Below are 14,164 nucleotides of genomic sequence, written 5' to 3' on the forward strand. Positions count from 1 at the left end.
GTGCCGTGGCACACACGCGAAAGCCGTGCGCCCCCGTCCGCTACAGCGGGGGCGCACGGCTGCCTCGGCGGAACCCCGCGTCAGGCCACCGCCGCCGGCTCGCGCGGCACGGCCGGTGCCATCGGCGTACGGCGCCCGCGCCGCGCCCCGAGCAGCACGGCCGTCAGGCCGAGCCCGGCCCAGACGGCGAGCGTGACCACGGGCCCCGTGGCCGCCGCGCCGTCGAAGAACGCCACCGACCGGAGCAGCGAGCCGCCCGCGCCCGGCGGAAGCAGCTGACCGATCAGGCCGACCGGCTCGGGCAGCAGCTGCGGCGCGCTCGTCACGCCCGAGAACGGGTTGCCGAGCAGCACCATGAGGAGGGCGCCCACGCCGATCCCGGCCGGTCCGAGCAGCGCCGCGCACCCGGCGACGGCGGCGGCCACGGCGAGCGTCGACAGGCCCAGGGTCCCTGCCTCCGCCCACCAGTTGCCGGTCAGGATGCCGAGCCAGCTGTCCGTGAGCGCGGCCGCGACCAGGCCCACGAGTGCCGCGGCGGCCAGCAGGGCGCCGACGGCACGGGCGCCGCGCAGGCCGCGCAGTGCCACCAGGGCGCCCGCCGCGACCCCCGTGATCGCCATCGGCAGCACGCTCGCCCCCAGGGCTGAGCCGCGCGGGTCGCCGGCGGGCGCGGGCACCACGTCGACCGTCGCGATCCGCGTGCCCTCCGGCGCCCCCGCGGTGACGGCCTCCTTGAGGAGCTGGGCCACGACCGGGCTCGCGGCCGACGCCGTCAGGAGCTTCGGGCCCCGCTCGGTCGCGACGACCGCCCCGTACACGGTCCGGTCCTCGATCGCGGCGCGGGCCGCCGCCTCGTCGGCGTACCGGTGGATGTCGAACGCGCCCTCGCGCTGCTCCAGTTGCCGCTGCACGGGACCGGTCGCGACCGCCGGGCCCGCGACGCCCAGCGGCAGGTCGCGCGGCGCGGTCCTGGCGGCGGGCCAGGCGAAGGCCCACAGGGTGAACGCCACGATGACGGGGACGAGGAGGGCGACCGTCATCATGCGGCGGGTCAGTGCCGGTGCCGGTGCCGGTGTCGGCGAGGCGGTGGGCGGCGTGGACATGGGGTTCTCCAACGAAGTCACGTAGAGCGCTGTGAAGAGCGGGCTATAGAGAAGGATCGTTCGTTTTTGCTCCTGGCCCCACTGTGAGGGCGGGCTCTCGCACTTGTCAAGAAGGAATGTTCGTTTTACGTTGAGCGCCATGGCTCGCGTATCCCAGGAACACCTCGACGCCCGTCGCCGTCAGATCCTCGACGGCGCCGCGCTCTGCTTCGCCCGCAACGGCTTCCACGCCACCTCCATGCAGGACGTGCTGAAGGAGGTCGGCCTCTCGGCGGGCGCGGTGTACCGCTACTTCAGCGGCAAGGAGGAGTTGATCGGCGCCATCGTCGGCGAGGTGCTCCGCGAGCTCAGGGAGACCTTCGAGGCCGCGGGGCGCGAGACGCCGCCCCCGCCCCCGGACGTCCTGGTCGGCCGAGCGTTCGGCCAGGTGCTCGACCTGAAGCCGGGCCTGCGCGACGGCGACAGGCCCTACTTCCCGCGCCTGATCGTGCAGGTGTGGACGGAGACGCTGCGCAACCCCGAGCTGCGCGAGGTCATGCAGTCCGGCTACGACCGGGTGCGCGCGGCCTGGGTCGGGATCGTCGAGGGCTACCAGGCGGCGGGCATGATCCGTGACGACGTCCCGGCCGACCACGTCGCGCGGACGATGATCGCGGCCGCGCAGGGATTCGTCGCCCAGATCGCCCTGTTCGACGACGTGCCGGTCGAGGCGTTGCAGCAGGGGCTGCGTGGCCTGATGAGCATGGCGGGGCCCAGGTGAACGGGTATGGCGGAACCCCGCTGACGGTCATGGCCGGGTCAAAGAGTGGTTAACCTCGCTGAAACTCCGCCCCACTAGCCTGCCACGCCACGCCACCTGGAGATCTCCGTAGCTAAGGTGCGCAAGGGCGCGCATATCGCTGCGCGCTACATCTATCGTCGCGGTGGCCGCGGCAGCCGGACCCCGCACGGTCCGGCGCGAGGACTGTGAGGTGGGACGTGCAACTGACCCCGCACGAGCAGGAGAGACTGCTCATCCATGTGGCCGCCGACGTGGCCGAGAAGCGCAGGGCGCGCGGGCTCCGCCTCAACCACCCCGAGGCGATCGCGCTCATCACCTCGCACATCCTCGAAGGCGCCCGCGACGGCCGCAGCGTCGCCGACCTGATGTCGTCGGGGCGCAGGGTGCTCACGCGGGACGACGTCATGGAGGGCATCCCGGAGATGATCCACGACGTCCAGGTCGAAGCCACCTTCCCGGACGGCACCAAGCTCGTCACGGTCCATGACCCGATCGTGTGACGGGAGTTACGCGCCAGTGATCCCCGGAGAGATCCTCTTCGCCGACGCGCCCGTGCCCTTCAACGAGGGCCGCGCGACCACCCGTCTCACCGTCCTCAACGCCGCCGACCGCCCCGTCCAGGTCGGCTCCCACTACCACTTCGCCGAGGCCAACCCCGGGCTCGACTTCGACCGGGCCGCCGCCCACGGCAAGCGGCTCAACATCGCCGCGGGCACCGCCGTGCGGTTCGAGCCCGGCATCCCCGTCGACGTCGAACTCGTCCCGCTCGCCGGAGCGCGGGTCGTACCCGGCCTGCGCGGCGAGACCGCGGGCCCGCTCGACGCGCCCGCCCACACCCCCGCCGACCGGGCCGGAGGTGCCCCCGATGCCTGAGCTCTCCCGGCCCGCGTACGCGGACCTCTTCGGCCCCACCACCGGTGACCGGATCCGGCTCGCCGACACCGATCTGCTCGTCGAGATCGAGGAGGACCGCGCCGGCGGGCCCGGACTCTCCGGCGACGAGGCGGTGTTCGGCGGCGGCAAGGTCATCCGCGAGTCGATGGGCCAGTCCCGCACGACCCGCGCCGAGGGCGCGCCGGACACCGTCGTCACCGGCGCCGTGATCCTCGACCACTGGGGCGTCGTCAAGGCCGACGTCGGCATCCGCGACGGCCGGATCACCGGCATCGGCAAGGCGGGCAACCCGGACACGATGGACGGCGTGCACCCCGACCTCGTCATCGGGCCCGAGACCGAGGTCCTCGCGGGCAACGGCAGGATCCTCACCGCGGGCGGCATCGACACGCACATCCACTTCATCTCGCCGACCATCGTCGACGAGGCCCTCGCCTCCGGCGTCACCACGCTCATCGGCGGCGGCACGGGCCCGGCCGAGGGCAGCAAGGCGACCACGATCACCCCCGGCGCCTGGCACCTGGCGAGGATGTTCGCGGCGATGGAGTCGAGCCCGGTCAACATCGGCTTCCTGGGCAAGGGCAACACCGTGTCCGCCGCGTCGATGCACGCCCAGCTCCGCGCCGGCGCCGTCAGCTTCAAGATCCACGAGGACTGGGGCGCGACGCCCGCCGTGATCGACGCCTGCCTGAACGTGTGCGAGGAGACCGGCGCCCAGCTCGCCGTCCACACCGACACGCTGAACGAGGCGGGCTTCGTCGACGCCACGTTCGCCGCCGTCGCGGGCCGCACGATGCACGCCTTCCACGTCGAGGGCGCGGGCGGCGGCCACGCCCCCGACATGATCACGGCGGTCTCGCTGCCCAACATGCTGCCGAGCTCCACCAACCCGACGCGCCCGCACACCGTCAACACCGTCGAGGAGCACCTCGACATGCTGATGGTCTGTCACCACCTCAACCCCGCGGTGCCGGAGGACCTCGCCTTCGCCGAGTCCCGCATCCGCCCGACCACCATCGCGGCCGAGGACATCCTCCACGACCTGGGCGCCATCTCCATCATGTCGTCGGATTCGCAGGCGATGGGCCGCGTCGGCGAGGTCATCATGCGCACCTGGCAGACGGCCCACGTGATGAAGCGCCGCCGGGGCTCCCTGCCCGGCGACACCCGCGCCGACAACCACCGGGCACGGCGGTACGTCGCCAAGTACACGATCAACGCGGCCGTCGCGCAGGGCATCGAGCACGAGGTCGGCTCGGTGGAGAGCGGCAAGCTCGCCGACCTGGTCCTGTGGGACCCGGCGTTCTTCGGCGTGAAGCCGCACGTGGTCCTCAAGGGCGGCCAGATCGCGTACGCGCAGATGGGCGACGCCAACGCCTCCATCCCGACGCCCCAGCCGGTCCTGCCGCGCCCCATGTTCGGCGCCCACGGCAAGGCGCCCGCCCGCAACTCCCTGAACTTCGTGACCCAGTCCGCCCTGGACGACGGTCTGCCGGAGCGGCTCGCCCTGGACCGCCCCTTCGTGGCCATCCGCTCCACGCGCGGACGCACGAAGGCCGACATGCGCGAGAACGACGCGCTGCCCCGCGTGGAGGTCGCCCCCGACAGCTTCGCCGTCACCATCGACGGCGAACTCGTCGAGCCGGCCCCCGCCGCCGAGCTGCCGCTGGCCCAGCGGTACTTCCTCTTCTGAGGGGTGCCGATGTCACGAGCCGCACTCCTCGTCCTGGCCGACGGCCGCTTCCCCGCCGGCGGGCACGCCCACTCCGGCGGCGCCGAAGCGGCGGTCAAGGCCGGGCGGATCACCGGGGCCGCGAGTCTGGAGGAGTTCTGCCGCGGGCGGTTGCACACGACGGGCCTGGTGAACGCCGGCCTCGCCGCGGCCGCCGCCCTCGGTCTCGACCCGGTGACACTCGACGCCGCCGCGGACGCCCGGACTCCGTCCGCCGCCCTGCGGGCCGCCGCCCGCAAACTGGGACGCCAGCTCCTGCGGGCAGCCCGCGCGGCCTGGCCCTGCCCCGAACTCGACGCCCTCGCCCGCCGGTTCCCCAAGGGCGCCCACCAGCCGGTCGTCCTCGGCGTGACCGCGCGGGCCGCCGGGCTCGGGCCCGATGACGCGGCGTACTGCGCGGCGTACGAGAGCGTGAGCGGCCCCGCGACCGCCGTCGTACGACTGCTCAGCCTCGACCCCTTCGACGCGACGGCGGCACTCGCGCGGCTGGGGCCCGACCTGGACGACGTGGCCCACCGTGCCTCCGCGGCGGCCGCGCGAGCCGTGGCCGACGGCACCGACGCCCTCCCCGCGGGCTCGGCCCCCCTCCTTGAGATCTGGGGGGAGGCACATGCGGCTCGGCCGGTGCGCCTGTTCGCGTCATAGCCGGTCGAGAGCTCCCGATGGATCCAGCCCGTCCGGCGTTTGAGGACGAGGCGCGCAGCGCCGATAAGGCGGGGTGCTAGGGGGCGCAGCCCTCTAGTTCGGGAAGGGGCGGGCCTGGGGCGCCCCGCGCGGCACCCACCCACCCGCACCACCACCCAGCCCCCCAACAACAAGGAGCACCCATGCACCTGGACCACTCCCACGACCACGCCACCGCGATAAGCGCGGACGCCCACCGCCCGGACGGCACCCGCCGAGCCCTGAGGATCGGCCTGGGCGGCCCGGTCGGCTCCGGCAAGACAGCCACCGTCGCGGCCCTCTGCCACGCACTCCGCGACGAACTCTCCCTGGCCGTGGTGACGAACGACATCTACACCAAGGAGGACGCCGAATTCCTGCTCAGGGAGGCCGTGCTGCCGCCGGAGCGGATCACGGCGGTGGAGACGGGCGCCTGCCCCCACACGGCCATCAGGGACGACATCTCCGCGAACCTGGAGGCGGTGGAGGACTTGGAGGACGAGGTGGGCCCCCTCGACCTCATCCTCGTCGAATCCGGCGGCGACAACCTGACGGCCACGTTCTCGCGCGGCCTGGTCGACGCGCAGATCTTCGTGATCGACGTGGCGGGCGGCGACGACATCCCGCGCAAGGGCGGCCCGGGCGTCACGACGGCCGACCTCCTGGTCGTGAACAAGACCGACCTCGCCCCGCACGTGGGCTCCGACCTGGCCCGCATGGCCGCCGACGCGAAGGCGCAGCGCGCGGAACTGCCGGTGGTCTTCCAGTCGCTGAGGTCTCAGGACCACGTCGCGGAGGTCGCGGGTTGGGTGCGCGCACAGTACGCGGCATGGACGACGTCACCGTGACGCACTCCCTGGCAGGCAAGGCGGCCCCGCACGCTCCGGCGGGCGTCCACGCCACGGCCCGAGTGGTCGCCCGCGCCGACGGACGGGGCGGCACGGCGCTGCCCGTGCTGGACAGCGACGGCCCGCTCGCGCTCCGCCGCACCCGTGCCGCGGGCCGCGAGGCCCACGTGACGCTCGTGGGGGCGATGAGCGGACCGCTGGGCGGCGACCACCTGGCCGTGGAGGCGACGGCAGAGGCGGGGGCACGGCTGCGCGTCGGCTCCGCCGCGGCGACGCTGGCGCTGCCCGGCCAGGACGGCTCCGACGCCCGCTACGACGTGCGTCTGACCGTCGCCGAGGGCGCCGAACTGCGCTGGCTGCCCGAACAGCTGATCTCGGTCCGGGGAAGCGCCCTGCGGGTCACGACAAACGTCGACGTGGCTCCGGGCGGGCGCCTGGTGCTGCGCGAGGAACAGGTCCTCGGCCGGACCGGCGAGGCCCCGGGCCGACTCAGCACCCGCCTGACCGTACGCCACGCAGGCCGCCCACTCCTCGACCAGGAACTGCACTGCGGCCCCGGCGCCCCCACAGGCTGGGACGGCCCCGCAGTCCTGGCGGGCCACCGCGCGGTAGGCCAACTCATAGTCGTAACACCAGAGTTCGAAACGCAGCGCCCCCGCCCCACCCTCCTGACCGAATGGGCAGCCCTCACCCCCCTCCCCGGCCCCGCCGTCCTGATCACAGCAGTCATGCCAGACGCCCGACACCTCCGCCGCACCCTGGACGAGGCCCTGAGCACCTTGGACTAGCCCGCCGTACGCCCCGCTCCGGTTGTGACGGGCAGCTTCCCTTCGCGTGCGCTCGTCGCCGTCCGTGGGCGTTGTCACGCAGTCACGCGGCATGAGCGGACCGTACTCCGCCGGTCGACGCCCTGCGCTATCAACTGTCCTTTCCGTGGCAGGAAGCAACCCTCGCACCGCAGTTGCCTCCTCTGCTGCCCGGGGATGATCTCGCGTCGAACCGCCCCGGTGAGAGCCTGCGCAAGCTTCTCGCGGCAGAGGGGCCCACGTCGGCCCAACGGGTCGTCAACTGGCTGCTGCGGCGCACGACCGACGGGCGCAAGAGCGAGACGGAGGCCCATCGCGTGCAGGCAGTGCTGGAGCGCTATGTCGGCTTCCCGGTCCATGTCGAGCCTGTGCTCGTCCTCGCCGCCGTGGGGGCGCGGTGAGGCACTGCTGGGCGCCGAAGCAACCCTCGCCGCGACATGCGGGAACCGTTCACCGGTACTAAGGACTCCGTTTATCGGATTGGCAAGTCAGGGGAGGGTTTGAGCGGGGCCAACTGGTCAGCTGACCTGCCCGGATGGGCCGCCGCTGTTCGCGCCTGTCCGGGGTCGTCCGTCGGAATTGTCACGTAGTTAGACACTCAGTGCCGCATGGTGGCGACTTGCGGTCAATTGCCCCGAAGGGCCCCGTGCACTTGTGTAGCCATAGAGCTCTGACCTGCTGTGGAGTGACGATACTTGGGGTCTGGAGGGGCAACGTCGATACGTATTCGTCTGAGGGTGGTGCCGTTGCAGCGAAACTGCAACGGCTTCGGAGGCCGGTTGGGTCCCGCGGATCTCTCATGGTCAGGGCGACGCTCAGGTGCCAGTACTGGAGCCATCCCGTAGATACGCCGCAGGGCCACGTATAGGTACTGCTCATGCCCAGGGTGTCGGTCAGCGCCCGAAACACCTGCCCCAGCAGCTCGTTCGTCTAGCGGGGCAGAGGTGGCATAGGCGCGCTGGCCGCAAGGTGTTCACCTACGAGCCACAGCACCTCGTGTAGGTCTGCGGCGCTGGCCTGGTCTAGCTCGACCCACAATCGACTCGGCATCATGGCGTCGGTGGGCCGAGCCTTTGTAGCCCCGACCGCCCTGCCCTGCCTGAGGGACCAACAAAGTTCACCACTTACCACGCGTCGCCTGATCGATGCCATTACAGTAGGTAACTGCGCAGTGCAGCTTTGAATAGGTGGGGGCATGGACTCTTTCGATCTCCAGAAATTGACGGACTATGATTTCGAGGCGCTCTGTAAAGACGTGCTGGAGGAGATTCTCGGAGTTAGGCTGGAGATCTTCTCTCAGGGCGCAGATAAGGGAATCGATCTGCGCTATATGTCAGCGCGCGGATCGAGTATCGTGATCCAGTGCAAACATTGGTTTAAGTCCGACCGTTCCACTTTCATTCGCCGCCTGAAGAAGGACGAGCTGCCGAAAGTTAGAAAGCTGGAGCCGGAACGCTATATTATTGCCACGAGCGTTCCAATGAATCCACAAGCCAAAGAAGTCATTCAGGCGGATTTCGATCCGTATGTAAAGTCACCGTCCGACATTCTCGGACTTGAAGACATTACGAGATTCATTGCGTCTCGGCCTGAAATTGTCAGGCGGCACATTAGGCTGTGGTTGAATGACGCCACGGTGCTTGAGTCGGCATTGTCGCGTAATGTCCTGTGGAGGTCAGAGCACTTTTCGGAAGAGGTGCAGGAAACTCTGCGGACATATGTACCGAATGATAGTTTTCGTCAAGCATTGGGCCTGCTCGAAGAGTCACATGTCTGCATAATTTCAGGAATTCCGGGAGTGGGGAAGACTACGCTAGCTCACATCCTGTCTGCGAACTATGCGGATCAGGGCTATGAGCTAGTGCACATCTCTGCAGATATCGAGGACGCATACCGACTTTGGGACAAGAGGGCCCGTCAGCTATTTGTGTACGACGATTTTCTGGGACAAAGCGTACTTGATGATAAGCTTAACAAGAACGAAGACCAACGCTTGATATCCATCATGAAGAGAATCAAAGGGGATCCTCGCAAAAGACTCATCTGCACGACTCGTGGATACATTTTGGAGCAAGCTCGGCAGAGGTACGAGCGGCTGAGTAGTGCAGATTTCTCACCTATGACGTTTACTGTTGAAGTGGATCAATACACTCGCGACGTTCGAGCGGCGATTCTGTACAACCATGTCTTTTGGTCGGCTTGGCCAGATGAAATCAAGGCGATGTTTTCCATTCCGGGCAACTATGAGCCAGTAATTGAACACAGGAATTTCAACCCGCGCGTAATCTCTGCCACGCTAGCTGCGGACTTTGATGCGAGTCTCGGGCACCCATCATCACAACTTGTAGGCAACTTGGATGATCCTGCCCTTGTTTGGCAGCACATCTATGAGCTTCAGTTGTCTAAGTGGGAACGCGATTTGCTCTCCGTTGTCCTAACGCTGCCGCGAGGGCAAGTATCCGCACTCGAAAATGCACTGCTTGCGCGAACTGGCTGGACGCGACCCCAGATCAGGCAAAGCCTTCAAGTGCTGGATGGTACATTCCTTTCCGTTCGTCAGGGGAGCTTCCCGACAGTGGAGTTCCATAATCCCTCGGCGTCTGAATTTGTTGTTGGAGAGTTGTTCAGTCACCCGTCAGCTTTGGCTGACATAATTTCAGCCGTGCGATCCTTTGAGCAGCTTGAGAAATTGTGGTCTCTCCTTCTTCAACGGTTCACCGAAGGGTTGGATGAGTATGAGGCGTACGTCAGCATTCTGGCCGACTCGGCGCTAACATTCTGTGGTAAAGGCGGCACCGATCGCGCATTCGGCTCTTCGCTCATCGTGTCTTCGTTTGAAATTGCGGAAGCCTCCGGAAATGCAAAGCTCGCAAAGCGGGTTGCTGAAATGCTGTCCACTCGAGGTGTTGTTTATAGAATTCGATACTTCTCGGAAATACTTGAACTGATCAAGGGTGTCGGAGAGTCAAAGAATCCACACATCCGAGCCTGTTATGAAAGTGTGCGGCTGGAAGGGTTGAGTGCAATCCTTAATCGGGAAGAGGGGCGGGCTGCTCCTGTTCGTGCCGCGCTCTACGCGCTAGAGCTCGTAGACTTTCTGGGTGAAGCCACATGTTTCAGGATCTGTGATGCGGCCGTTGGCGTTGCCTACGGAATTCTGGATGAATATGACGATGCCTGGGGGGATGTTGGCTACGACGATGTCGAAGTAGCGCTGCATTTTGCAGAACAGTGGGCTCCTAGAGAGAACTTTTGGCCCGACTGGGAGCAGATGATGAGCGATCTTGGTGTGGCGTCCTGGGAAGGGATTGAGGCGGCCGAGATGGGCCAATATGATGACTTTGACGAAAATGATATAGGCGTCGATGCGCATGAAGGTGATCCTGTATTTGGCCTAATGCAGTCTCTATCGTCATCACGACATGAGCGTGAGTGACTCTAATGGTGAGCAATTTCCAGAGGTTAACCGAGGTGCAGGTTGCTAACTAGGTCGATGGAGCGGCTTTGGGCGGGAGCTGCTTTGGGGCGAGTGATCATGGCCCATTAAGCTTCCGGCGAGTCGGGCAGTCTGTGGACCTGCCCGTTAAAGCAGGACGTGTGGGCCGTGATCTTCGAGGCTCGCCCCAAAGTGGCTGCCTAAAGCCGTGGAGCCGACCGCCCCAGCCACGGGGCCACGACCCAGGTAGCGGGTGAGCCCGTGGACTTCCGCCGCCACGATCCGGCCTGATCGGTAACACAAAGTGTCTGTGACCTTGAGGTGCGGCAATCCCCTTGACCTCATGGTCCGGTGCTGGGTTCTTAGCCCTGTGGGTGGGTAACGGACGGCGACCTGCAGCGGCGGCGGAGACATTTAGCGGCGGGGCGGCGTCCCACCCCTTTGGGACCCTCGATCCTTCGGATTGAGCCCCTTGCGGGACGGCTCGGGCCTGGTGAGGGTGTTCTTGATGCGTGCGCCTTGTGGTCTTAGGGATGCTGAAGCGTTCCCCCTACAAGGTCGGATCGTGGTGGTGGAAGTTCACGGGCTTGGCCCGCGCCACCTGGGGCGTGGCCCCGCGGCTGGGGCGGTTGGGGGCCTCCGGCTGCCGGCGGCGGCAAAACCGGAGGAGCCGAACCCTTCCCGACGCAGGCCCGCAAAGCCCTCCTCGACGCCCAGAAGCGCGGCGCCTGGCTCTTGCACACCAACCGAGACCAGCGCCCTGACGGGACACGGCAGACAGTCAACCCGCATACCCGCCCGGCGCCCACACTGACCGGGAAAACCGGCGCTCAATGGGTCCTCAAGCACAGCAACCGCGCCAACGCCACCGTCCGCCGGGCCGACGAACCCGCCGCGACCCTGGTGTTCGGACACGCGGGCAACGACGTCTCCTGGCACTCCCAGACGCCCGCGGGCTACGACTCGGTGCGGATCAGCATCCAGGAAGCCGCCGCTCTCCAGACGTTCCCTCCCGGCTACCCCTTCCAGGGCACCAAGACCCGCCAGTTCGAACAGATCGGCAACGCCGTCCCGCCCCTGCTCGCCACTGCCGCCCTGCGCCCCCTGATCCCGGCAGCGCTGGAGGTGGCCGCATGACCGACACCGCCACCCTGGCGGGCCCGGACCCGGCCACCCTCACCGACGCACTACGGGTGGCCGGGCAACCGGACTTCGACCGCTGGCACGAGCAGATCAGCCGCACCGGCGGATGCGCCGACCCGATCCGCCTGACCGGCGGGACCCGGACCATCGACCCGGCCAACAAGACCGTGCTGCACGCCTACACCACCGACCGCGAACCCGGCGGCGTGCTGCGCATCGCCTGCGGCAACCGCCGTGCCTCCCGCTGCCCGGCCTGCGCCTGGACCTACGCCGGCGACACCTACCACCTCATCCGCGCCGGACTCGTCGGCGACCCCGCCAAAGGCACCCCGCCCACCGTGCGCGACCACCCCCGCATCTTCGCCACCCTCACCGCGCCCTCGTTCGGCCCCGTCCACAACCGCCCCACGTCCGGCCGCTGCCGCTGCGGCACCCGCCACACTGAGGACGCGCCCGAACTCGGCACTCCGCTCGACCCGGACACTTACGACTACGCGGGCGCCGTGCTGTGGAACAACCACGCGAGCGACCTGTGGCGCTACTTCACGATCTACCTCCGCCGCGAGATCGCACGCCGGGCAGGGCTCACCCAGAAAGCCGCCCGCGAAGCCTCCCGGCTGTCTTTCGGCAAGGTCGCCGAGTACCAGAAACGCGGCGCCGTGCACTTCCACGCCGTGATCCGCTTCGACGGACCCGACGGACCCGACACCCCGCCGCCGGCATGGGCCACCCTCGCCCTGCTCACCGACGCCATCCACGCGGCCGCTGCCCGCGTCCGCGTCGACGTCCCCCCAGCCGACGGCCAGCCGGCCCGGACCCTGTCCTGGGGCACCCAACTCGACCTGCAACCCATCGGCGCCTTCGGCCACGGCGAAGAGATCACTGAACAGGCCGTGGCCTCCTACGTCGCCAAGTACGCCACCAAGGCGGCGGAGACGACGGGCACCGTGGATCGTCGCATCGGCAACAAGGAAGCCCTCACCCTCCTCAACGTCCCCGACCACCCCCGGCGTTTGATCGAAGCCTGCCTCGACCTCCACGCCGCCTACCCCGAGCGGAAGTTACGCGACTGGGCCCACATGCTCGGCTTCCGCGGCCACTTCTCCACCAAGTCCCGCCGCTACTCCACCACCCTGGGCGCCCTGCGCCAGGTCCGCGCCGACTACCGCGCCGCACAGCAACGCCAGGCCCTCGGCCTGCCCGACCCCGACGAACACCCCGAAGCAAGCGTGCTCACCCTCGCCCACTGGACCTACGCCGGACACGGCCACACCCCCGGCGAATCCTGGCTCGCCGCTTCGATCCACCGCGACATCCAGGCCAACCGCGCAACCGCCCGCCAAGAACTGCCCGCCCAACTCGCTCTGGAAGGAGTCGCACCATGACCACCGCCCCTGTCGTCCTCCTGACCGTGCCGCAAGTCATGGCGCGGCTGAAGTACGGGCGCACCAAGGTCTACGACCTGATCCGCACGAAGCGCCTCGTCTCCATCACCGAGGGCCGTGCCCGACGCATCCCCGAGAGCGCCCTTCAGGACTACCTCCGCGCACGGCTTGAGGAGGCGGCCTGATGCCCAAGCGCCGAATCCGGGGTGACGGTGGTCTCCACTGGGACGACAAGCGCCAACGCTGGATCGCGTCAGCCAGTCTCGGCTACGACCCCAGAGGCAAGCGGATCGTGAAGCGGGCCAGTGGGAGGACGAAGACGGCAGCCAAGGCCAAGCTCAAAGAGGTGCTGCGGGACTACGAAGACGGTCTCGCGATCGCGCCGACGGGCTACACGGTCAAGGACGCGGTGACTGACTGGCTTGCCTACGGGCTCCCTGGCCGCGACGAGAACAGCACGCTCGGCACCTGCAAGAGCCTCTGCAAGTGCCACGTGATCCCCGACCTTGGTGCACGGAAGCTCCGCGACTTGAGCGCCGACGACGTGGACAGGTGGTTGGAGGAGAAGGCCAAGGTGCTCAGCACGACTTCGCTCACCATGATCCGCGCATGCCTGAACCGCTCCGTGAAGCGCGCCATGGCCCGGGACAAGGTGAAGCGCAACGTCGTCGAGCTGTGCGACGTGCCGACGGGGCAACCCGGGCGTCCCTCGAAGTCCTTGTCTCTCGCGCAAGCAGAGGGGGTGCTCGTCGCCGCCGAAGAGTCCCCGATGTACGCGTACATCACCGTGTCGCTCCTCACCGGGGGCCGGACGGAGGAGCTTCGTCCGCTGACGTGGGAGCATGTGGACCTTGAGGGCGACCCGGAAGCCGAGCCCGCGGTTCCTCCGCACATCGCGGTGTGGCGGTCGGTCCGGCGCACGGGGGACACCAAGACCCGCAAGTCGCGCCGCACGCTCGCGCTGCCCGGCCGGGCGATCGACGCGCTCAAGGTCCAGCGCGAGCGCCAGCGTCTCCAACGCGTCGCCGCGGGGGACAGGTGGCGGGAGAACGGGCTCGTCTTCACCACGAGCGTCGGCACGCAGCTCGACGCGACCGCCGCGCGACGCGAGTTCCGACGCGTCCTCGGCCGGGTCAAGGTCGAAGGAGTCGAGATCAAGCCCTACGAGTGGACGACGCGCGAGATGCGGACGTCCTTCGTGTCCCTGCTCTCCGACTCCGGCGTGCCGCTCGAAGAGATCTCGCGGCTCGTCGGCCACTCCAACCAGACCACGACAGAGACCGTCTACCGGAAGCAGATCCGGCCGGTCATCCAGACCGGAGCCACCGCCATGGACGGCATCTTCGGGCCCGCGCCCGAGTCGTAGTCACTCA

The 14,164-nt window shown here is 68.1% G+C and carries 14 protein-coding genes; 13 read left to right on the forward strand and 1 reads right to left on the reverse strand.

The window, feature by feature from the left end; genetic code table 11:
• Positions 1-80 precede the first annotated feature (80 nt).
• Entirely contained in the window at positions 81-1,103 is a 1,023-nt protein-coding gene (locus tag ACFWZ5_RS13225; RefSeq protein WP_384806018.1) for an ABC transporter permease, read from the reverse strand.
• Positions 1,104-1,242: 139 nt separating this feature from the next.
• Between ACFWZ5_RS13225 and ACFWZ5_RS13230 the strand changes: the two genes are divergently transcribed.
• The 13 genes from ACFWZ5_RS13230 to xerC all read left to right on the forward strand — a co-directional run bounded on the left by ACFWZ5_RS13230 (position 1,243) and on the right by xerC (position 14,157).
• The gene (locus tag ACFWZ5_RS13230; RefSeq protein WP_384806016.1) at positions 1,243-1,863 is read left to right on the forward strand and encodes a TetR/AcrR family transcriptional regulator; all 621 of its coding nucleotides are present in this window, start codon (positions 1,243-1,245) and stop codon (positions 1,861-1,863) included.
• 218 nt (positions 1,864-2,081) lie between these two features.
• On the forward strand, positions 2,082-2,384 hold the full coding sequence (locus ACFWZ5_RS13235) for an urease subunit gamma (RefSeq protein WP_030676640.1): 303 nt from the start codon (positions 2,082-2,084) through the stop codon (positions 2,382-2,384).
• 16 nt (positions 2,385-2,400) lie between these two features.
• The gene (locus tag ACFWZ5_RS13240; RefSeq protein ID WP_384806014.1) at positions 2,401-2,757 is read left to right on the forward strand and encodes an urease subunit beta; all 357 of its coding nucleotides are present in this window, start codon (positions 2,401-2,403) and stop codon (positions 2,755-2,757) included.
• Complete coding sequence (locus tag ACFWZ5_RS13245) at positions 2,750-4,471, forward strand: urease subunit alpha (protein WP_384806012.1); 1,722 nt, start codon at positions 2,750-2,752, stop codon at positions 4,469-4,471. Before ACFWZ5_RS13240 ends, ACFWZ5_RS13245 begins: the two co-directional genes overlap by 8 nt.
• Before the next feature lie 9 nt (positions 4,472-4,480).
• Positions 4,481-5,155, forward strand: a complete 675-nt coding sequence (locus tag ACFWZ5_RS13250) for an urease accessory protein UreF (RefSeq protein WP_384806010.1) — start codon at positions 4,481-4,483, stop codon at positions 5,153-5,155.
• A 182-nt stretch (positions 5,156-5,337) separates the two neighbouring features.
• Entirely contained in the window at positions 5,338-6,021 is a 684-nt protein-coding gene (gene ureG, locus ACFWZ5_RS13255) for an urease accessory protein UreG (RefSeq protein ID WP_384790506.1), read from the forward strand.
• Positions 6,003-6,809, forward strand: a complete 807-nt coding sequence (locus ACFWZ5_RS13260; protein WP_384790503.1) for an urease accessory protein UreD — start codon at positions 6,003-6,005, stop codon at positions 6,807-6,809. Before ureG ends, ACFWZ5_RS13260 begins: the two co-directional genes overlap by 19 nt.
• A 173-nt stretch (positions 6,810-6,982) precedes the next feature.
• Positions 6,983-7,228, forward strand: coding sequence for a hypothetical protein (locus ACFWZ5_RS13265; protein ID WP_384790500.1), 246 nt, complete (start codon positions 6,983-6,985; stop codon positions 7,226-7,228).
• Positions 7,229-8,022: 794 nt separating this feature from the next.
• Positions 8,023-10,263: a restriction endonuclease gene (locus ACFWZ5_RS13270; RefSeq protein ID WP_384790497.1), complete on the forward strand. Its 2,241-nt coding sequence runs from the start codon at positions 8,023-8,025 to the stop codon at positions 10,261-10,263.
• Positions 10,264-10,998: 735 nt separating this feature from the next.
• The gene (locus ACFWZ5_RS13275) at positions 10,999-11,400 is read left to right on the forward strand and encodes a DNA cytosine methyltransferase (RefSeq protein ID WP_384790494.1); all 402 of its coding nucleotides are present in this window, start codon (positions 10,999-11,001) and stop codon (positions 11,398-11,400) included.
• Positions 11,397-12,791: a replication initiator protein RepSA gene (gene repSA, locus ACFWZ5_RS13280; RefSeq protein ID WP_384790491.1), complete on the forward strand. Its 1,395-nt coding sequence runs from the start codon at positions 11,397-11,399 to the stop codon at positions 12,789-12,791. The genes ACFWZ5_RS13275 and repSA overlap by 4 nt, the downstream gene beginning before the upstream one ends.
• Entirely contained in the window at positions 12,788-12,976 is a 189-nt protein-coding gene (locus ACFWZ5_RS13285) for a helix-turn-helix domain-containing protein (protein WP_384790488.1), read from the forward strand. Before repSA ends, ACFWZ5_RS13285 begins: the two co-directional genes overlap by 4 nt.
• Positions 12,976-14,157 carry a tyrosine recombinase XerC gene (gene xerC, locus ACFWZ5_RS13290; protein ID WP_384790485.1) on the forward strand — a complete coding sequence of 394 codons (1,182 nt, stop codon included), beginning with the start codon at positions 12,976-12,978 and terminating at the stop codon, positions 14,155-14,157. The genes ACFWZ5_RS13285 and xerC overlap by 1 nt, the downstream gene beginning before the upstream one ends.
• Positions 14,158-14,164: the final 7 nt, after the last annotated feature.

The organism is Streptomyces sp. NPDC059003, assembly GCF_042740445.1.
In the GTDB taxonomy this organism is placed as follows: Bacteria; Actinomycetota; Actinomycetes; order Streptomycetales; family Streptomycetaceae; genus Streptomyces.